The sequence below is a fragment of the Brevundimonas sp. ABV4_179 genome, from assembly GCF_056311945.1.
In genome coordinates this window covers 1,942,409-1,961,404 of the sequence record NZ_CM149976.1, presented here as the reverse complement: position 1 = coordinate 1,961,404, position 18,996 = coordinate 1,942,409, and the positions used below count along the sequence as shown (strand labels likewise).

The following is an 18,996-nucleotide window of genomic DNA, read 5'->3' as shown; positions in this document are numbered from 1 at the left end:
TGAGGAATTCCGGTTCGTCCCCAGCCGGGACGATCTGTCCACGACGCTGGCGGCGTCCCGGTCTGACGCAGGCGTGTGAGAGGGCTAAAGCGTTAATCGATGAACGCCTTCGCCCCCATGCCCTTCTCGTCCTCGCCCATGGAAACCGGCGGCGTCAGTTCGATGCCGCACAATCTGGAAGCCGAGCAGGCGCTGCTGGGCTCGCTGATGTTCGACAACGCCGTGTTCGAACGGCTGAGCGACCGCCTGCGCGGATCGCATTTCTACGAGCCCTTCCACCAGCGTCTGTACGACGCGATCGAGGATCACATCCGCCAGGGCATGCTGGCCGAACCGACCATTCTGATGGAGCGGTTCAAGCAGGACCCCGCGTTCCAGGAGTTCGGCGGCCTGCGTTACCTCGCCGACCTGGTGGACCGGGCGCCCCCCGCCGCCAACGCCCCCGACTACGCGCGGGTCGTCTATGACCTGGCGCTGCGACGCGACCTGATCCGCATCGGCGGCGAGATCATCAAGGAGGCGCCCAACCCGGAGACGCCCGCCGACGAACAGATCGAACAGGCCGAACAGACCCTCTATTCCCTGGCCGAGACGGGCAAGCCCTCGTCCGGCTTCGTCAGCTTCTCGCACGCCCTGTCCGGCGCCGTGCAGATGGCGGCCGAAGCCTATCAGCGCGACGGCAAGCTGGCGGGTCTGGCGACCGGCCTAAACGATCTGGACCGCAAGCTGGGCGGTCTGCACCCGTCCGACCTTCTGATCCTGGCCGGTCGTCCGTCGATGGGCAAGACGGCGCTGGCCACCAACATGGCCTTCAACGTGGCCCGCGCCTATCAGTGGGAGCCGACGCCGGAGGGGCGCAAGACCGTCAACGGCGGGGTCGTCGCCTTCTATTCTCTGGAAATGAGCGCCGAACAGCTGGCCATGCGTATTCTGGCCGACGCCTCGGGCGTATCGTCGGACAAGCTGCGCAAGGGCGAGATCGACGCCTCGGACTTCGGCAAGCTGCGCGATGCGGCGGTCGAGATCGGAGAAAGTCCCCTCTACATCGACGCCACCGGCGGCCTGTCCATCTCCAAGCTGGCCGCCCGCGCGCGTCGCTTGAAGCGGATGGAGCATGGTCTCGATCTTATCATCGTCGACTACCTGCAACTGGTGACCACCGGCGAGAACAGCCAGAAGAACCGGGTGCAGGAGGTGTCCGAGATCACCGGCGGCCTGAAGGCCCTGGCCAAGGAGCTGTCCGTGCCGATCATCGCCCTGTCGCAGTTGTCGCGTCAGGTCGAACAGCGCGACGACAAGCGCCCGCAACTGTCCGACCTGCGTGAATCTGGGTCGATCGAGCAGGACGCCGACTGCGTGATGTTCGTCTATCGCGAAAGCTACTACCTGGGCCGGGCCGAGCCCAGAGAGGGCACCGAGGAACACCTGCAATGGCAGCAGGACATGGACCGCCTGCAGGGCCAGGCCGAGGTCGTCATCGGCAAGCAGCGCCACGGCCCCATCGGCATCGTCAAACTGGCCTTCGACGCCGACACCGTCCGCTTCGGCAACCTGGCGCATGGCTATGAAGAAGTCAGCTACGAATAGGGATGTGAACGCCGCCGCTCGGGCGGACACGCTGACGCTGGGGCCGGACGGCGCCGAACGCCGCCGGGCCGCCGTCTCGCACCATCTGCATGACATCGAAACGGCTCTGGCCGCCCTGCCCAAGGATCAGGCCGGCGTTCGCATTCAGAACGCCAAAGCCTTAAGAGGGGCATTAGGTCGGGATGGCGCCATTGGCTCTCTCGCCGCGCAGACGCTCGGCCAAGCGGCCCGTCCGGTCCGCGCCGTGCTCTTTGACAAATCCGCCGCGAATAACTGGGCGCTGGGTTGGCATCAGGACCGCACGATCTGCGTCAAGGCGCGAGAGGATACCCCCGGCTTTGGCCCGTGGTCGACCAAGGCGGGGATGCAGCACGTCGCACCGCCTTTCGACCTCTTGGCCCGCATGGTCACGGTCAGGGTTCATCTGGATCACGTGCCGGCGGGCAACGCTCCGCTTTTGATCGCGCCGGGATCGCACCTAAAAGGCCGCCTGCCCATCGACCGCATAGACGAGATCGTTCAGGCGTGCGGGGTCGTGGCTTGCGACGCCGAGGCGGGCGACGTCTGGCTTTACTCCACCCCAATCCTGCATGCCTCCAACGCCGCCGACACGCCTGATAGGCGCAGGGTGTTGCAGATCGACTATTCCGCCGACGATCTGCCCGGCGGCCTTCAGTGGCTGGGCGTCTAGGTCCAATCGACAACCCCTCTGGTCTCGTCACCCGCTCGGGGCTTCCATCAGGGCGGCATTGGCGCATAAGAGCCTGATGCGCGACCCGATCACCGCCCCTGCCCTCCTGTCCGTCGATCTGGACGCCCTGGCCCGCAATTATCGCACCCTGGGCCAGGTCAGCGGCCTGCCGGTGCATCCGGTGGTCAAGGCGGACGGCTACGGCCTGGGGGCGCAGGCCGTGGCGCAGCGGCTGATGGCCGAGGGGGCCGACACCTTCTTCGTGGCGCGCGCGGCCGAGGGGCTGCGGCTGCGATCCGCGCTGGGGCCGCAGGGCGCGGGCGGGCCGATCATCTATGTGCTGGACGGCTGTCGCGAGGGCGAGGCTCAGGCTCTGAAGGCGGCCGACCTGCGGCCGGTGCTGAACCATCCCGCCCAGATGCAGACCTGGACAGCGGCCGGCGGTGGGACGTGCGGCTTGCAGATCGACACCGGCATGAACCGGCTGGGCCTCCGCCCCGAGGATGCGCCCGAGATGTTCGACGGCCTGGCGCTGGTCTTGACCCATTTAGCCTGCGCGGACGAACCGGCCAATCCGATGAACCGGCGCCAGCGTGACCTGTTCGCCGGCGTGGTCGGTCGCTATCCCGGCGCGGTCCAATCCTTCGCCAACTCCAGCGGTTGTTTCCTGGGGGCGGATTTCGCCTTCGACGCGGTGCGGCCAGGCATATGCCTGTATGGCGGCGGACCCGAGGGGCGGCCCGATGCGCGCATCGCCGCCGTCGCCACCTTGACCGCGCGCGTGCTTCAGGTCCGTGACGTGCCGGCGGGCGAAAGCGTCGGCTATTCCCAGGGCTATGTCGCCGACCGTTCGATCCGCATCGCCACGGTGGCGGCGGGATACGCCGACGGTCTGCTGCGCGCCTATTCCCCCACCGGCGCGGTCTTCGTCGCCGACGAGACGCGCCCCCTGCTGGGCCGCGTGTCGATGGATGTCTGCGCGGTGGACATCACCGGCCTGGACGTCGCCGTGGGCGATCCGGTCGAACTGTTCGGACCGAACCGCCTTCTGGACGATGCGGCGGCGGCGGCCGGGACCATCAGCTATGAGCTGCTGACCTCGATCACGCCGCGGGTGCCGCGGGCCTATTCTCAGTAGCCGCTGGCGCCGAGCGCTGCGACCCCGTGCGTCGTCAGCACGAAGGCTGCTGCGACCATGCCGACGATCACGCCCATGATGACGCCCAGCACGATGCCGGCCAGCAGGATCACGATGTAATAGACGACCTTCTTGTCCTCCGGCGCCTTCATCAGGATCGGCAGACCCAGGAACAGCAGCACCAGGCTGTAGATCGCGCCGATCAGGGCGATCAGGCCGCCGGCGACCGGGATCAGGTTGGCGATACCGGCGATCCAGGCGGCGGTGTAGGAATAGACGGCCAGCTTGTGGGCCTGAACCGGATTGGGCGTGGCGCCGAAGCTGGAGGCCAGCGCATTGATGATGACGCCCAGGATGAAGACCCCGGCCAGCCCCAGAACATAGGACAGAACCGCCAGAATCAGGGCGCCGACGACGCCTTGATGCAGGAAGACCAGGCTGGCGATCAGGGTCGCGATCGGACCGATGGCCGCCAGGATCATGGCGTAGCGCGTGTAGAGGCTGTTGACCGTGGCGAACTCGCGGTCGATGACCAGCCACTCGGCCTTGGGCTGCAGCAGTATTCCCTTGATGCGGGCGGTCAGGGCTGGATCGACGGCGGGTTGCGACGAGGGGGGCGTCGGATCGGTCATGAATCAAAATGCCTTTGAGATAGGAAGCCGGGTCGAATACTGATGTTACGTCGCTCACCAACGCAAGCGCCGTGCGACATATTCTCAAATACTTCGTAATGGCGAAGGTTGCCTCTGCGACCGTCTTTGTCGTGAATGGACGGCAATGAGCTGCGATGGGCCGGCGAATCGGTCGGTCTGCTAAAGGAAGCTCATGGCTCGCGATTCCGCTCTCTATGTCTGTCAGTCCTGCGGCTCGGTGCATGGCAAATGGGCGGGCCAGTGCAGTGGCTGCGGCCAGTGGAACACCCTGACCGAAGAAAGCCGCTCGGCCCCGCCAGGCGCGATCAAACCCTCGGCCGCCGCCTCGGCCCGCACGCGCGGAATACAGTTCGAGACCCTGCAGTCCGACACGCCAGAGCCGCCGCGCATCACAACGGGCGTGGCCGAATTCGACCGCGTCTGCGGCGGCGGCGTGGTGCCCGGCTCGGCCATTCTGCTCAGCGGCGATCCCGGCGTGGGCAAGTCCACCCTGTTGCTGGAGGTGGCGGCCAAGGCGGCCCTGCGCGGCGCGCGCGTGGCCTATATTTCGGGCGAAGAGGCGGTGGAGCAGATCAGGGCGCGGGCCAAACGGATGGGCCTGGCCGATGCGCCGGTGAATCTGGCGGCCGCGACGGCGCTTCGCGACATCCTGGGCACGCTGAAGCGCGAAAAGTTCGACATCGTCATCGTCGATTCCGTCCAGACCCTGTGGTCCGACGTCCACGACAGCGGCCCCGGCTCGATCACCCAGGTCCGGGCCTGCGCCGGCGAACTTGTGCGTCTGGCCAAGAACGACGGCCCCGCCATCGTCCTGGTCGGCCACGTCACCAAGGATGGCCAGGTCGCCGGCCCGCGCGTGGTCGAACACCTGGTCGACGCCGTCATGACCTTCGAGGGCGAACGCGGCTATCCCTTCCGCATCCTGCGCGCCGGCAAGAACCGCTTCGGCGCCACTGACGAGATCGGCGTGTTCGAGATGGGCGACAGCGGCCTGCGCGAAGTGGCCAATCCGTCCGCCCTGTTCCTGGGCGAGGGCAAGGAGCGCGCGCCGGGCGCCGCCGTCTTCGCCGGGATCGAGGGCTCCCGGCCCGTGCTGGTCGAGATGCAGGCCCTGGTGTCCAAATCCGCCTATGGCACCCCGCGCCGGGCCGTGATCGGCTGGGAGACTGGGCGCCTCGCCATGGTGCTGGCCGTGCTGGAGGCCCGCTGCGGCTTCGGCTTTGGCGATCAGGACGTCTATCTGAATGTCGCGGGCGGCCTGCGGATCAACGAGCCGGCGGCGGATCTCGTCGCGGCGGCGGCCCTGATCAGTTCGGCGACCGGCGTCTCCCTGCCCCAGGGCTGCGTCGTCTTCGGCGAGATCGGTTTGTCCGGCGAGGTCCGCAGCGTCGGCCGCGCCGAGGCCCGCCTGCGCGAGGCGCAGAAGCTGGGCTTCGACCAGGTTCTAGCCCCGCCCCTGACCGCCAAGACCAAGGGGGTTAAGGTGACGTCCGCGACCCGCCTGACGGATGTGGTCGAACGAATCTCGCAGAACCGCTATTAGGCAGGCGTAGCAGCCGCAGGATCCCGCAAGCGTGACCGGATACGACGTCTTCGCCATCGTGGTGATCCTGTTCTCGGTCGCGGCCGGCTGGGTGCGCGGGGGCGTGCGCGAGATCATCACCCTCCTCAGCGCCACCCTGGCGGCTCTGGTCGCCCTGATCGCCCTGCCCTGGACGGCCGGCGTCGCCCGCGCCTTCGTCGATCCCGAGTGGGCCGGGTCGATCCTGGCCGCCGTCCTGACCTTCTTCGTGGTCTATTTCGGCCTGCGCCTGATCGGCGGCATGCTGTCCAAGGGCGCCAAGGACCATCCGCACCTCGGCGTGCTGGACCGCGTTTTCGGCTTCGTCATCGGCGCGGTGCGCGCCCTGGTCCTTATCGGAGCGGTTCATCTTGTGATCGCGGCGGCCCTGCCGGGCGAGCGGACGCCCCGCTGGCTGGCCGACGCGGCCCTCTATCCAGTCAGCGCCATGGGCGCGCGGATGATCCAGATCGTCCTGCCCAGCATCGGGCGCGGCGCCGACGCCATCACACCCGTTGTCGATTCGTCCGTACGCAGGGGGTTTTCCGAAGACGAAGCCTTGCCCCCGACGCAATCACGGCCTAACTCGCCGCGCGAAGCCGCCCGTTAAGTTTCCCCCGGTCATCGGAGCCCCACGATGCGCCACCATATCGCCGATCCCGTCGTCCACCGCGAACACTGGCGCGAGCCGGAGGACGATCAGCTTCGTCTGGAATGCGGCGTCTGCGGCGTGTGGGGCGCGGACGAGGACGAAGGCTCTTCGGTCGTGGCTCTGGGCCTTCACGCCCTCCAGCATCGCGGCCAGGAAGCCTGCGGCATCGCCAGCGTCAAGGACGAGCGTTTCTACACCGAACGTCACCAGGGGCTGGTGGGCGAGGCCTTCGGCGGCGCCGATCTAATGACGCGGATGCCGGGCCGCGCGGCCGTGGGCCACACCCGCTATTCCACCGCCGGCGGCAGCTTCCTGCGCAACATCCAGCCGATGTTCGCCGATCTGGACCAGGGCGGCATCGCCATCGCCCACAACGGCAACCTGACCAACTTCAAGTTCCTGCACAGCCAGCTGGTCAGCGAAGGCGCCATCTTCCAGTCGACCTCGGATTCCGAAGTCATCCTCCACCTGATCGCCCGCAGCCGCAAAGCCAAGATCGTGGACCGCTTCATCGACGCCTTGGCGCGGATCGAGGGCGGTTACGCCCTGGTCGCCCAGACCCGCACCAAGATGATCGGCGCGCGCGACCCGCTGGGCATCCGTCCGCTGGTGCTGGGCCAGTTGGGCGACGGCTGGGTTTTGGCGTCCGAGACCTGCGCTCTGGACATGATGGGCGCCACCTTCGTGCGCGATGTCGAACACGGCGAGATCGTCGTCATCGACGACAGCGGACTGCGCTCGCTCAAGCCCTTCCCGGCCCGCGCGGCCCGACCCTGCCTGTTCGAATACGTCTATTTCTCGCGCCCGGATTCGGTCGTGAACGGCCGCTCGGTTTATGAGGTCCGCAAGGAAATGGGCCGCGGCCTCGCCCGTGAACTGGGCGTCGAGGCCGATATCGTCGTGCCGGTTCCCGATTCCGGCGTTCCGGCGGCCCTCGGCTATGCCCAGGAAAGCGGCATCCCCTACGAAATGGGCATCATCCGCAGCCACTATCTGGGGCGCACCTTCATCCAGCCCAGCCAGGGCGCCCGACAAAAGGGCGTCCGCATGAAGCACAGCCCCAACAAGTCGGCCCTGGCCGGCAAGCGGGTCGTGCTGATCGACGACTCCATCGTGCGCGGCACCACCTCGCTGAAACTGGTCCGCGCCGTGCGCGCCGCCGGCGCCGCCGAGGTTCACCTGCGTTCGGCCAGCCCGCAGATTCTCTTCCCCGACTTCTACGGCATCGACATGCCCGAGCGCGCCCAGTTGCTGGCCGCCAACAAGACGCTGGAAGAGATGCGGGAGATGCTGGAGGTCGATTCCCTGGGCTTCCTGTCTATCGACGGCCTGTATCGCGCCATGGGCGAGATCGGCCGCAACGCCGCCGCCCCCCAGTTCACCGACCATTATTTCACCGGCGACTACCCCACCCGCTTGCTGGATCGCGAGATCGAGGAAGGCGGCCGCGAGTTCGGCGCCAAGCAGCTGTCTCTGCTGGTCAGCGCCTAGGGCCAAATCTGATACCGATCAGGCTCTAGGTCTCGGCTCTTGGCTTGAAGGGGCGGGCCGCGCTATCAGCGGCCATGTCCGAACTTCCCCTGAACGACCGTATCGCCCTCGTGGTCGGCGCCTCGCGCGGCATCGGTTATGAGAGCGCCCTGGCCCTGGCCAAGGCCGGCGCCCACGTCATCGCGACGGCGCGCACCCAGGGCGGTCTGGAAGAACTGGACGACGCCATCTTCGCCGCCACCGGCCGCCATGCGACCCTGATCCCCTTCGATTTGGTGGACGGCGGGGCCATCGACCGGCTGGGCGGCGCCATCTTCGAACGGTTCAAGAAGCTGGACATCTGGGTCCATTGCGCCGCCACCATGGGCCCCTCGGGCCTTACGCCGGTGTCGCACGCCGACCCGCGCGAGTTCGCAAAGGTCGAGAAGACCAACTTCACAGCCGTCTATCGCCTGATCCGCTCGCTGGAGCCCTTGCTGCGCGCCTCCGACGCCGGCCGCGCCATCCACTTGACCACCAGCGTTGCGACCGCGCCCAAGGCCTTCTGGGGCATGTACGCCGCGACCAAGGCGGGCGCCGAAGCCCTGGTGAAGGCCTGGGCCGACGAGATCGAGAGCACGCCCGTCCGCGTCAGCATCGTCGATCCCGGCCGCATGCGCACCGCCATGCGCGCCCAGGCCTATCCGGGCGAAGACCCGTCCGTCCTGCCCGACCCGTCCGAGATCGGCCCCCTGGTGGTGGACCTGGCGCGCGCGGACACGACGCCGCCGCTGACGATCAAGTTCCAGGAATGGCGGTCCGGCCCCTCGGTCGAAGCCCTGATCTGAGGACTACGTCCCTGCCCGCCTTCGTTCATCCCCGGACGATGGCGCTGCGGGGGCGGGCGGATCTTGGGTCAGACCCTTCAGGATCTCCGCCAGATCGTCCGGCCAGATCGTCTCTGCGCTCGCCCGAATGTCGGCGGCGGTCCACCAGCGGTGCTCGCCCAGAACCGTGCGCTCCTCCTCGGTCCAGCCGGCCGAGGACAGGTCAAAAGCCTCGGCCCGCAACAGAAAGAACCGCTGGTCCACCCGCGCCATGCGTCCGTCAGGCAGGCGGAAACACTCTATGCGCTGGGCGACCTGCGAACCGGGATCATCGACCGTCAGGCCAGTCTCTTCGAACAGCTCGCGGCGCGCGGCGTCCTCAAAGGTTTCGCCGGCCTCGCACCCGCCGCCGGGCGTCGCCCAGAAGGCTGTGCCGGCCAGCGGCCCCTCGGCATAGTCAAAACGGAACAGCAGCACCCGCCCCTGCTGGTCCACGATCAGCCAGCGCGAGGTCGGTCGATCAGGCAGGACGGGCGCAGCCGCCTCGCTCACGCCGTCACTTCTTGGCGCCGCCCTTTTGGCCCGTGCGCACCCGGCCTGAACGCGAGACCTGCCGCGCGCCGCCCCGGGCGCCCTTCTGGACCGCCACGGACGATCCGGCCTTCTTGGACGCGCTGGCCTTCAGGCCGCCCAGGACCTTGGGCTGCGCCTTGCGCGTCTTCTTCTGCTCCAACGCCTTGCCGGGCAGTTTGGACAGAGCCTCTTCCTTCTCGGCCTTCTTGACGCGGCGCGGCGCGGTCTTGGCGTCGCCCTTGTAGCGTTCGGGCCCAGACTTCGCGCCGCCCTCGGCATAGGGGTTCACGCCGCTGGACTTGACGTTCAAGCGGATCGGCGTTCCCGGCAGGTCGAAGCTCTCGCGGATCGAGTTGACCAGATAGCGCTTGTAATGCTCCGGCATCGACTCGGCGCGATTGGCCATCAGCACGAAGGTCGGCGGGCGCGCCTTGGTCTGGGCGATGTATTTCGGCTTGATCCGCTTGCCGTCCACGGCGGGGGGCGGGTGCCGCTGGGTGGCCATCGACAGCCAGGTGTTCAGGTCCTTGGTCTTCACCTTGACCGACCAGGTGTCATAGGCCTGAAGTACGGCCGGCATCAGCCGTTCGACCCCACGCCCTGAGTGCGACGACAGGGCCACGAAGGGCGATCCCTTCAGTTGCGGCAGCTTGTCCTCGGCCATGCCCTTCAGCTTGGCCATGCGGGACTGCGGCTCGTCCTCCAGGTCCCATTTCGACGCCACATAGACCAGGGCGCGCCCCTCGCGCTCGACCAGGTCGGCCAGCTGCAGGTCCTGGGTGTCGAAGGCGTCGTCCTTGTCCATCATCAGGATGACCACTTCGGCGAAGGTGATGGCCCGGATGGTGTCCGCGACCGACAGCTTCTCCAGCTTTTCCTGCACCCGCGCCTTGCGACGCATTCCGGCCGTATCGACCAGCCGGATGTTCTTGCCTTCGAACTCCCAATCGACCGAGATCGAATCGCGCGTGATCCCCGCTTCCGGCCCGGTCAGCAGGCGGTCGTCGCCGATCAGGCGGTTGATCAGGGTGGATTTGCCCGCGTTCGGGCGGCCGATCACGGCGATGCGGATCGGCTTGTCCGGCTCGTCGATCTCCTCGACGAAGATGTCCTGAGAGGCGGCGACGATGGCGGCGTAGAGATCGGCCATCCCCTCGCCATGCTCGGCCGAGATGGCGACGGGTTCGCCAAAGCCAAGGCCGTGCGCCTCGCCCACGCCGCCGCCGCTCTCGCGGCTCTCGGACTTGTTGGCCAGCAGGATGATCGGCTTGTGCACCTTGCGCAGCCGCTCGGCGAAGATGCGGTCCAGCGAGGTCACGCCCTCTCGCGCATCCATCATGAACATGATCAGTTCGGCGTCATCCAGCGCGGCCTCGGTCTGCTCGCGCATCCGGGCTTCCAGACTTTCGTCGGTGACGTCCTCGTACCCCGCCGTGTCGATCAGCGTCAGGTCCATGTCGCCGATGTTGCCGTCGGCATAGCGCCGGTCGCGGGTCACGCCGGGGCGATCGTCGACAAGCGCCAGACGCTTGCCGACGAGGCGGTTGAACAGGGTCGACTTGCCCACATTGGGGCGGCCGACGATGGCGACCTTCAGAGCCATGTCGGCTTTCTAGCTTAGTTCGGGCTGAAAATCAGCGGATGCAGATCAGCTGGCCGTTGTCGGTCAGCACGTAAAGGGCGCCGTTATAGGCCGCCGGAGCGATATAGGCGGGCGCGCCCAGTTTCAGCGTGGCCTGGGCCGCGCCGGTCTTGGGATCGAAGGCCACCGCCTCGCCGAACGAATTGACCATCACCAGCCGGTTGGACGCCAGCAGCGGTCCCGACCATTGCGGGCGGATGGTGCGGCGGCCGAAGGTCAGGAACCCGCCCTCGCGGCGTTCGCGCCCTTCGTTCAACTCGCGCGTCCAGTAGATCTGGCCGGTATCGCGGTTGACGGTGATCAGCTGGCCCGACTTGGACACCACGAACACGGCGTCGCCGACCGGCAGGGGCGCGTTGACGCCCGTCACCGGCAGTTGCCACTTGGGCTGGCCCGAACGCAGGTCCAGGGCCGACATCACGCCGGAATGGCTGACGCCGAAGACCATGCCGCGGCTGATGACCGGGCGTCCGGCCACGTCGCGAACCTCGGACAGGGCGCTGGTGCGGCTGGTGCGCGACAGGGTCTCCTCCCACACCGCCTGGCCGTTCAGGGTGCTGAGCGCGACCAGCTGGCCCGAGGCGAACGGTGCGACGACCGTGGTGCCGCTGACCGCTGGGCTGGAGGCGCGCATCACCCGCGCCGGCTCGGCGATGCCGCGATAGGTCCAGTCCTGGGCGCCGGTCGTGGCGTCAAAGGCGAACAGCTGGCTGTCCACGTCGACCACGAAGACCCGGTTGCCCGAAACGGTCGGCGCGCCGTGGATCGGGGCGTCCACCTGCTGGGTCCAGACCACTGCGCCGGTGTTGGCGTCCAGCGCCGACATGGAGCGATAGCCGGAAGAGACGAACACCTTGCCCGCGCCGACGGCGACGCCGCCGCCGAAGCCGCCGTTGCGATCACGCTCGGCGTTCTTGACGTTGACCTTCCAAAGCACCGCGCCGGTGTCGGCCGACACCGCCGAAACGGTCGATTCGCCGTCCAGCACGAAGATCTTGCCGTCGGCGGCCACGATCGGCGCCATGACGTTGCCGACGCGCGCCGAGCCGGAGCCGATACTGCGCTTCCAGGCGACCTGGAAGTTGGGAGCGGCGATGACGTGTTCGACCAGGTTCTCGGCCGTGCCGCCGGGCTGGGTCCATGATGTGACCGCCTGCGGGCCGGGCAGGAAGTAGTCGCGGCCGGACAGGGCGGCGGACGGCGCCAGCTGCTGCTCGAACTCCAGCACCGAGATTCGGTCGCCGGCAGAGGCCGTCGCCTTGGGGGCGTCCTTGCCGCCCAGGCCGAACGGCAGGTTGCGGCGCACGGTGCCGCACGACGCCATGGTCGCAGCGACGCCGCAGATCAGCGCGACTTTCAGAACTCGGTTCATCTGGGGCGTCCTAGAAGGGGTCGTCACTGTTGGGCGGGCGCGGCGGCGGGCGCCGCAGCAGCCGCAGAGGGGGTCATGGCGTTGGCGGCCCCGGCGGCGGGCGGCGTGGCCTTGGCGGCGTCGCGAATAATGTCGGGTAGCGCGCCGGCGGTGGCGGCGTCGATGCTTTCCACCGCGATCTGGGCGCGCTGGCGGATAGAATCCGGTACGTCCTGGCCCAGCTGCAGCTGGACGAAGGTCTCGCGCGCCTCCTTGGTCTTGCCGTGCTGCAGACGCGCCAGGGCCAGGGCTTCCTGGGCGAAGGCGTGCAGCGGGCGCTTGTCGTCGGCCAGCGGCTCAAGCCGCTTCTCGATCTCGGCCAGGGGGGCGGTGTCCATGACCAGGAAGGCGGCCTTCAGCGCGGGCGGATCGGACAGGATCGGATCGCTGGACGCCTTGGACGCCTCGTCGAACAGGCGAACGGCGTCGGGGAACTTGTTGGCGGTCACGGCCAGGCCGGCCTGCTGCTGCAGGGCCAGGACCTTATAGGCGCCGTTGCCTTCCTTGACCGCTTCTTCGAAGGCGGCGCGGGCGTCCATCGGCTTGTCCGCGCGCAGCGCCTCCATGCCGCGATCATAGGCTTCGGCGGCCTTGGCGGCCTTGTTGGAGTTCAGGCTGTCCCAGCCCCACCAGCCCAGGGCGCCGATCAGGGCGACGACCAGCACGACGCCGAAAACCGGCAGCCATGTGCGGGCGAGGCGCTTCAACTTAGCGGAGCGAAGCTCCTCCTCGACCTGCTCGAAGACATCAACCACTTAAACGTCGCCCCAAAATCGCGAAATGCAAACCGGCGCGGACCCTAGAAGGTCGGCGCATGGGCCGCAACGTCGTCCGTTACTGCGACGCCGGCTTTTTCGAGAAGTAGGTCTCGACTTCGGCAGGAAAACGGCGGGTTTTCACATCGGCGGCGAATGCGGCGGCGGCCCGGTCGATCTCGCCGCGCAGATCGGCGTATTTGCGAACGAACCGGGGCGTCCAGTCGAACATCCCCAGCATGTCGTTGATCACCAGCACCTGACCATCGCAGGCGGCCGAGGCCCCGATGCCGATGGTGGGGACATCGATCGTCTCGGTGATCTCGCGCGCCAGCGATTCCGCCACGCCTTCGATGACGATGCAGAAGGCCCCGGCCTCGGCCGTCGCCCTGGCTTCGGCCTGCACCCTCTCACGCTCGCCGTCGGTCTTGCCCTTGGCCTTGAACCCGCCCTCGGCCAGAATCGCCTGGGGTCGCAGGCCGACGTGGCCCATCACCGGAATGCCGCGCTGGACCAGAAAGGCGACGATCTCGGCCATTTCGATGCTGGTCTCCAGCTTCACCGCCTGGGCGCCCGTCTCCTTCATGACCCGCACGCAGTTGGCGTAGGCGATCTCCTTGCCGCCTTCGTAGGAGCCGAACGGCATGTCCACCACGACCAGGGCGCGCCTGGCCCCACGCATCACGGCCTGGCCGTGCAGGATCATCATCTCCAGCGTCACGCCGACCGTATTGGGCAGACCGTGCACCGCCATCCCCAGGCTGTCGCCGACCAGCAGCACGTCGCAATGCGGGTCCAGCATCGCCGCCATCGGCGCATCATAGGCGGTCAGGCAGACGATCGGCTCGCCGCCCTTTCGCCCGGCGATATCGGGGGGCGAGATCCGCTTCACGGTCTCCTGAGTGTGGATGGACATGCGGCGGGCCTCCTGTCTGAACGGGGTTCAGATAGGCCGCCGGGCCGCCGAAGTCACCTTCAGACGTCCTGCGACAGCCGCGCGGCCCCCGCGGCCAGCACCGCGACCATGGCGCCGGCCACGATCCAGAAGGCCAGCATCCCCGAACTGCCGCTCAGGTCCAGACCGCCAACGCCCAGGGCGTCCAGCCCGTTCTGCGCCGCGCCCTGGGCGGTCGCCGCGGCCGCCCGCATCCCCTGCGACAGAGTGGCGTCGCCATCGGCGGTGAAGTCCAAGTTGACCCCCTCGCGCACCGCCAGCACTCCGCCGACCAGCCCCGCCGCCGTCAGCGTCAGCGTGCGCCAGCGCGACCGCTTCTCCAGCCGCGTCTGCAGCGTAGCCAGGAACAGGGCCTCGTCGGCCAGGCGCGGGCTCTGCGCGAACATCCGCTCGATCGCCGGATCGAATTCGTCAGCCGACATGCACCGACCTCCCTTCGCCTTGCGCCGGCGAAAGCCGGGCGCGGAGTTTATCCAGACCACGTTTGACATGGGATTTCACCGTTCCGAGCGGCAAATTCATGGCTGCCGCGATTTCGGGGTGGGACATCCCCGCGCCGTGGCACAGGGACACGCACACCCGTTCGGTCTCGTTCAGCGACTTCAACGCCTCGTCCAGGTCCATCAGCCCGCCGCGATCCACCGTGATCCCGGCCTGATCGGCCTCCACCTCGGCGACGTAGCGCGCCTCCTTGGCCACCCGCTTCAGATAAAGCCGCGCGGCGATCTTCTTGATCCAGCCCGCGAACGTCCCCTGCCCTCGAAACTCCGAACATCGCTGGAAGCCCTGAAGAAAGGCGTCCTGCGCCACGTCGTCGGCCAGGGACGGCGCCGCGCCCATGCGGCGCAGCAGCCCGCGCACCGCCGAACCATGCCGCCGGACCAGTTCGCCATACTCCCGCCGTCCGCCGGCGGCCGCCTGGGCCGCCAGCTCGACGTCGTGGAAATCGCGCAAGGATTTGCTCATGACGCTCCCCCCTCTCAGGCGAAGGTCACGCCTTGTTCGGGTTGAAGAAGCCCAGGACGATGAAGGCGATGCCGATGGCGATGGGAATGCAGGCGATGCCCAGCAGCGGATTGCCAATCCCCCCGTTCCACTGGTTGCCGCTCAAATCGCTGAGCAAACCAAAGCCGCCGATGCCCAGGCCGGTCGCCACGCTCAAAACGCCCTTGCGAATATCCTTGGTGCGCGACGGCAGGTTCTTTTCGACATCCTTGGTCATGGCGTCGATCAGTTCGGGCGGCAGGGTCTGCCCATTATCGACCGCATGGCGCACGGTCAGCTGCATCTCGCGCCGGTCGCGACTTTTCAGGAAGGACGGCCCCACGATCACGGCGACGATGGAGGCGAAGACGATGAAAACGATGACGACGGGGGTCATGGCGCGGTCCTTCTTGGTCGATTTCGGCAGCCTGATGCGGCGGCCTTCTGACGACAAGAGGCTGCGGGATGCCCGCACGGATGCGCCCCCTCACGTGAAATCTTCGTAAGGTCGTCGTTCCCGCCGTCGCCGGTTCGGTCTAGGGTCGGCCCTTATCAACCACAGGAGCGCACGCCATGGCCCACGTCACCTATCGCATCGTCGAACACGACGGCGGCTGGGCCTATCAGTCCGGCGACACCTATTCCGAAACCTTCGCCAGCCATGACGCCGCCAAGGCCGCCGCCGTCCGCGCGGCCCGCGAGCAGAAGGTGCCGGACCAGACCGCCGCCATCGAATACGAGACGGCGAACGGCGAATGGGTCACCGAAAGCGCCGACGGGCACGACCGCCCCAGCACGGACGTCGAGGGCTGATCGCCGCGTGATCGTGCGCCGCACCCTGCTGGCCGCCGGGGCGCTCGCGCCGCTATCCGCATGCGCCACCACTCCGGCGGCCCGGCCCGGCGGCGAACTGACGCTGGCCACCTTCAACATCTGGCACGATCAGGGCGACTGGACCGCGCGCCGTCCGCTGCTGATCGCGGCGCTGAAGGCGCAGGACGCCGACGTCATCGCCCTTCAGGAGGTGTTGCAGGACGCCGCCGTCGGGCTGGAGAATCAGGCGGAAATGCTGGCGCGCGAACTGGGCGGCTATCGCGTCGCCTTCGTCTCGACCGACGCGGAGGGCGCGCCCCGACGCTACGGCAACGCCCTTCTGACCCGCCTGCCCGTCCTGGCCGAGGCCTCGACGCGGCTGGAGCCGCTGGACGATTATCGCACCGCCCTGCGTCTTCGCGTCTCGGTTCGGGGTCGCCCCGTCGACGTCGTCGTCACCCATCTGGCCTGGCAGGACGACGCGGGCCCGGTGCGCGCGCGCCAGATCGCGTCCTTGCTGGACTGGCTGCCCCACGACGGCGCGCCCCTGGTCGTCATGGGCGACTTCAACGCGACCCAGGAGGATTCCGGCCTGTCCGTCCTGACCGGCCCTCGCTTCTTCAGCGCCCTGCCGGGCGGATCGGTCGCCACCACCCTGAACCCGGCAAAGGGCCACCCCAACCGCGTCATCGACCACATCTTCGCCGAGCGGTCAGACTTCACGCCCATCCAGGCCCATCTGTTCGGCGACATCGCGACCAACGGCGAATACCCGTCCGACCATTTCGGCGTGACGGCGACCCTCCGCCTTATCTGAGCGCCGCCGCGTAAAGCTCGGGCTTGAAGCCGACCAGACGACGGTCCCCCAGGTCCAGCACCGGCCGTTTGATCATCGACGGCTGGGCCAACATCAAGGCGATGGCCTTGTCCCTGTCGATCCCCGCCTTGTCCGCGTCCGGTAACTTTTTGAACGTGGTCCCGCCCCGGTTCAGCACCGTCTCCCACCCATGTTCGTCGATCCACTGACCCAGCCGCCCCGCATCCGCCCCGGCCTTCTTGTAGTCGTGAAACACATAGTCGACCCCGTTTTGCTCCAACCACACCCGCGCCTTCTTCACCGTGTCGCAGTTGGGGATGCCGTATAGGGTGTAGGTCATTGTTCCTCGGTGGATGTCGGGTTTGGGTTCGAGAGTCAGTAGCGCAAATCGACCCGTTGCGGACATTTGAGCAGGGCGTAATCTTCCCCAATGAAAAGAACCCACGTGGCCTTGATTGGGATGGTCAGCCTTACAGCGTGCGCCACCACGTCGGGGCCGCGAAGCTATTTGACGCCATCGGAAGCCCTCTCCCGCGCCGCCACGCTCGATGGGACTCGGGTGACGGTTGGCGGAGTTGTGGATTTAGGGACGAATTCCCGCTGCCTTTTCGATTCGGTGGAGGCAATCCGGGTTCGCAACGGCGACGGATCGAGAGTTCTCACCCTATCCGAAGGCGACCGCCTTCTTGAACATAGAGCGGACCTGAACCATCGCTTCGTCATCGTAACGGGCACATTCAAGCGAGTGTTCAATGAGCCGGACGTGCTGGACCTCTACCAGTGTAACGAGGCCGGGATTGAGCAGGACTTTGTCCGGAGAGCGCGCCGTTAACGGGCGTCCGCGTTCAACCCACAACTGCCGTTCGCAGCATCCGCTTAGGGGCAGTCTTGGGCGTCCTGCGCGCAAGCCGAGATTATCGGCCAATCTCTGTAGAGCTGGTAGAACGAGGGCCCGCGCCAAATCAAAAACGTTAACAACAGGATGGCGGCGATGGTCAACAGGATGCGTGTCCGCTGCTTCATATCCTCCACGCTATAGATTCCAACGTCCACTTCCCGCCCCAAGCCGCAGTCCGGCGGGTCCGCTTTTGGGCTGTGGTGCCGACGTCCGCTTTCCGCGCTGGAGTCGATGTCGTGGTCCGACCCGTACCGGACCTTGCCTATCGCGAGCCTCGCTACTCGTAGGCTTTACCCTTTTGAAGAAGGGCAAGGCGAGGCAGCGCCTCTGCCTTGGAGGCGAACACCTTGAAGAAGGGGTAGGTAGGGCTTGTCTCGGCATTGAAGGTCAAATGCACGAGCGCGACCCTGCCGTCCGATAAGGTGAAGGCAACGTCCTTGTTCGGCCATGCGATCCGCCACGGAATCAAGTCTAACCCGTAAAGTGGATGTTCCGGACAAAGCTCGCGCTTTAGTTCTGCATGAAGGGTCGTGACCTCGTCACCCTCGACCTCTCGCCACTCCCCGTGCCTGTGCATGGACCAATGCATAGCCAAGGGAATGGCTGGAAACCACCCTTAGCTGACGCCGACCGCAACCGCTTCCAGGCCGAGAGGCCTGCGTCCTCTTTCGGCGGTGAAGCGCAAGACTGAAATCGACCCATTGCGGACGTGCCCCGCTATGCTCGTCTGACCGCTTTGAGCAGGCCGACCAATCCGACGACGACGAGGGTTGCGCCACCGAAGAAAGCTATGACCCAAAGCAACAAGGCCAAGGGGATCAGAGCCAGTGCCTCGATCTGCATCTCGGTATGAGCGCGGGCTACGCACAACGAGACCAGACCGATGCCCACGAGCAAGAGGAGGATCGACTTTCGCATAGCGTCCCTTAACACGCCTCAAGCGAACGTCCGCAATCCACCCCTAGGCGTCGTTCGTCGCGTCTGCTGTCGGGCACAATCGCCTAGGTCCGCTTCCGGCGCCTGGCGCTAAGGCTGAAAACGGCGCCTGGCGCTAAGGCTGGAAACGACCCATTGCGGACCTCGACAGTCTCAGCGTTTATGGGGGCGCAATGCGTCGGCTTTTAATCTTCGTCATTTGTCCCATTGGTCTCAGCTACCTCATGGCTTTGACGGCGCAAGCTGCTGGCCTGCGACTGGCTGGGATGTTGTGGTTGGGTATAGCGTTTAACTATCTGGTTTTTGGTATGCCTGGATTGTTAGCAGCAGTCTGGTTGGGTCGAGACCAGATGCGAGATTGGCTCGAATTCAAGGCCGCAATTACCACTATGGCTATCGGTTGCTTCGTTTTCGCTTCAATAAACTACGGGACATGGTTTTTTACATCTGATGAGGAAGGGATACGCCGCTACTCATTCGTCGAAGCTTCTGCATTGGGGCTTCGTGATTCGATCCTCAACGTGTCGCTAGCCGCCGTAATTGTTGCTGCCTGCGTTCTCATCGGAAAGCGCGTCGAGGTTTTGATTGCGATGTTGATGCCAAAAGTCCGCTAACCACCCCTAGCGGACGTCG

General features: G+C 66.7%; 21 protein-coding genes. 10 read left to right on the top strand and 11 right to left on the bottom strand.

Annotated elements, in window-relative coordinates; all coding sequences use genetic code 11:
- Positions 1-99 precede the first annotated feature (99 nt).
- The 3 genes from ACYX4P_RS09310 to alr all read left to right on the top strand — a co-directional run bounded on the left by ACYX4P_RS09310 (position 100) and on the right by alr (position 3,416).
- Positions 100-1,587: a replicative DNA helicase gene (locus ACYX4P_RS09310; protein ID WP_248121268.1), complete on the top strand. Its 1,488-nt coding sequence runs from the start codon at positions 100-102 to the stop codon at positions 1,585-1,587.
- A gap of 4 nt (positions 1,588-1,591) precedes the next feature.
- On the top strand, positions 1,592-2,278 hold the full coding sequence (locus ACYX4P_RS09305; protein ID WP_248121266.1) for a phytanoyl-CoA dioxygenase family protein: 687 nt from the start codon (positions 1,592-1,594) through the stop codon (positions 2,276-2,278).
- Between the two features lie 76 nt (positions 2,279-2,354).
- Entirely contained in the window at positions 2,355-3,416 is a 1,062-nt protein-coding gene (alr, locus tag ACYX4P_RS09300) for an alanine racemase (protein ID WP_248121264.1), read from the top strand.
- Here the strand turns inward: alr and ACYX4P_RS09295 are convergent.
- On the bottom strand, positions 3,410-4,048 hold the full coding sequence (locus ACYX4P_RS09295; protein ID WP_248121262.1) for a Yip1 family protein: 639 nt from the start codon (positions 4,046-4,048) through the stop codon (positions 3,410-3,412). The genes alr and ACYX4P_RS09295 overlap by 7 nt on opposite strands.
- A gap of 193 nt (positions 4,049-4,241) precedes the next feature.
- Here ACYX4P_RS09295 and radA point away from each other — a divergent pair, with 193 nt between their 5' ends.
- The 4 genes from radA (at position 4,242) to ACYX4P_RS09275 (ending at position 8,600) form a co-directional block, all read left to right on the top strand.
- Positions 4,242-5,612, top strand: coding sequence for a DNA repair protein RadA (radA, locus tag ACYX4P_RS09290; RefSeq protein ID WP_248121260.1), 1,371 nt, complete (start codon positions 4,242-4,244; stop codon positions 5,610-5,612).
- Between the two features lie 31 nt (positions 5,613-5,643).
- Positions 5,644-6,240 carry a CvpA family protein gene (locus ACYX4P_RS09285; protein ID WP_248121258.1) on the top strand — a complete coding sequence of 199 codons (597 nt, stop codon included), beginning with the start codon at positions 5,644-5,646 and terminating at the stop codon, positions 6,238-6,240.
- Between the two features lie 27 nt (positions 6,241-6,267).
- The gene (purF, locus tag ACYX4P_RS09280) at positions 6,268-7,773 is read left to right on the top strand and encodes an amidophosphoribosyltransferase (protein WP_248121256.1); all 1,506 of its coding nucleotides are present in this window, start codon (positions 6,268-6,270) and stop codon (positions 7,771-7,773) included.
- 74 nt (positions 7,774-7,847) lie between these two features.
- Positions 7,848-8,600, top strand: a complete 753-nt coding sequence (locus ACYX4P_RS09275; protein WP_248121255.1) for an SDR family NAD(P)-dependent oxidoreductase — start codon at positions 7,848-7,850, stop codon at positions 8,598-8,600.
- Between the two features lie 3 nt (positions 8,601-8,603).
- Here ACYX4P_RS09275 and ACYX4P_RS09270 read toward each other — a convergent pair whose 3' ends face one another.
- The 8 genes from ACYX4P_RS09270 to ACYX4P_RS09235 all read right to left on the bottom strand — a co-directional run bounded on the left by ACYX4P_RS09270 (position 8,604) and on the right by ACYX4P_RS09235 (position 15,296).
- Positions 8,604-9,131 (bottom strand): NUDIX hydrolase, encoded by a 528-nt coding sequence (locus tag ACYX4P_RS09270; protein WP_248121253.1) that lies wholly within the window; start codon positions 9,129-9,131, stop codon positions 8,604-8,606.
- A gap of 4 nt (positions 9,132-9,135) precedes the next feature.
- Positions 9,136-10,755 carry a ribosome biogenesis GTPase Der gene (gene der / locus ACYX4P_RS09265; RefSeq protein ID WP_248121251.1) on the bottom strand — a complete coding sequence of 540 codons (1,620 nt, stop codon included), beginning with the start codon at positions 10,753-10,755 and terminating at the stop codon, positions 9,136-9,138.
- 31 nt (positions 10,756-10,786) lie between these two features.
- Positions 10,787-12,166: a PQQ-binding-like beta-propeller repeat protein gene (locus ACYX4P_RS09260; protein WP_248121249.1), complete on the bottom strand. Its 1,380-nt coding sequence runs from the start codon at positions 12,164-12,166 to the stop codon at positions 10,787-10,789.
- 23 nt (positions 12,167-12,189) lie between these two features.
- A complete protein-coding gene (locus ACYX4P_RS09255; RefSeq protein ID WP_282438993.1) occupies positions 12,190-12,912 on the bottom strand; it encodes a tetratricopeptide repeat protein in 723 nt (240 codons plus the stop codon).
- A gap of 127 nt (positions 12,913-13,039) precedes the next feature.
- Positions 13,040-13,876 carry a 3-methyl-2-oxobutanoate hydroxymethyltransferase gene (gene panB / locus ACYX4P_RS09250; RefSeq protein ID WP_248121245.1) on the bottom strand — a complete coding sequence of 279 codons (837 nt, stop codon included), beginning with the start codon at positions 13,874-13,876 and terminating at the stop codon, positions 13,040-13,042.
- A 59-nt stretch (positions 13,877-13,935) separates the two neighbouring features.
- A complete protein-coding gene (locus ACYX4P_RS09245; protein ID WP_248121243.1) occupies positions 13,936-14,337 on the bottom strand; it encodes a hypothetical protein in 402 nt (133 codons plus the stop codon).
- Positions 14,327-14,881, bottom strand: coding sequence for an RNA polymerase sigma factor (locus ACYX4P_RS09240; protein WP_248121241.1), 555 nt, complete (start codon positions 14,879-14,881; stop codon positions 14,327-14,329). Before ACYX4P_RS09240 ends, ACYX4P_RS09245 begins: the two co-directional genes overlap by 11 nt.
- 25 nt (positions 14,882-14,906) lie before the next feature.
- Entirely contained in the window at positions 14,907-15,296 is a 390-nt protein-coding gene (locus tag ACYX4P_RS09235; RefSeq protein ID WP_248121240.1) for a DUF6249 domain-containing protein, read from the bottom strand.
- A gap of 176 nt (positions 15,297-15,472) precedes the next feature.
- On the opposite strand from ACYX4P_RS09235, the gene ACYX4P_RS09230 reads away from it, so the two are divergent.
- A complete protein-coding gene (locus tag ACYX4P_RS09230; RefSeq protein WP_248121238.1) occupies positions 15,473-15,712 on the top strand; it encodes a hypothetical protein in 240 nt (79 codons plus the stop codon).
- A 7-nt stretch (positions 15,713-15,719) separates the two neighbouring features.
- A complete protein-coding gene (locus ACYX4P_RS09225; RefSeq protein WP_248121236.1) occupies positions 15,720-16,529 on the top strand; it encodes an endonuclease/exonuclease/phosphatase family protein in 810 nt (269 codons plus the stop codon).
- Here ACYX4P_RS09225 and ACYX4P_RS09220 read toward each other — a convergent pair.
- Both ACYX4P_RS09220 and ACYX4P_RS09215 read right to left on the bottom strand, forming a co-directional pair.
- Positions 16,522-16,869, bottom strand: coding sequence for an ArsC family reductase (locus ACYX4P_RS09220; RefSeq protein WP_248121234.1), 348 nt, complete (start codon positions 16,867-16,869; stop codon positions 16,522-16,524). The genes ACYX4P_RS09225 and ACYX4P_RS09220 overlap by 8 nt on opposite strands.
- 1,275 nt (positions 16,870-18,144) lie before the next feature.
- The gene (locus ACYX4P_RS09215; protein ID WP_248121006.1) at positions 18,145-18,345 is read right to left on the bottom strand and encodes a hypothetical protein; all 201 of its coding nucleotides are present in this window, start codon (positions 18,343-18,345) and stop codon (positions 18,145-18,147) included.
- A gap of 191 nt (positions 18,346-18,536) precedes the next feature.
- Between ACYX4P_RS09215 and ACYX4P_RS09210 the strand changes: the two genes are divergently transcribed.
- Positions 18,537-18,977: a hypothetical protein gene (locus ACYX4P_RS09210; RefSeq protein WP_292048560.1), complete on the top strand. Its 441-nt coding sequence runs from the start codon at positions 18,537-18,539 to the stop codon at positions 18,975-18,977.
- Positions 18,978-18,996 lie beyond the last annotated feature (19 nt).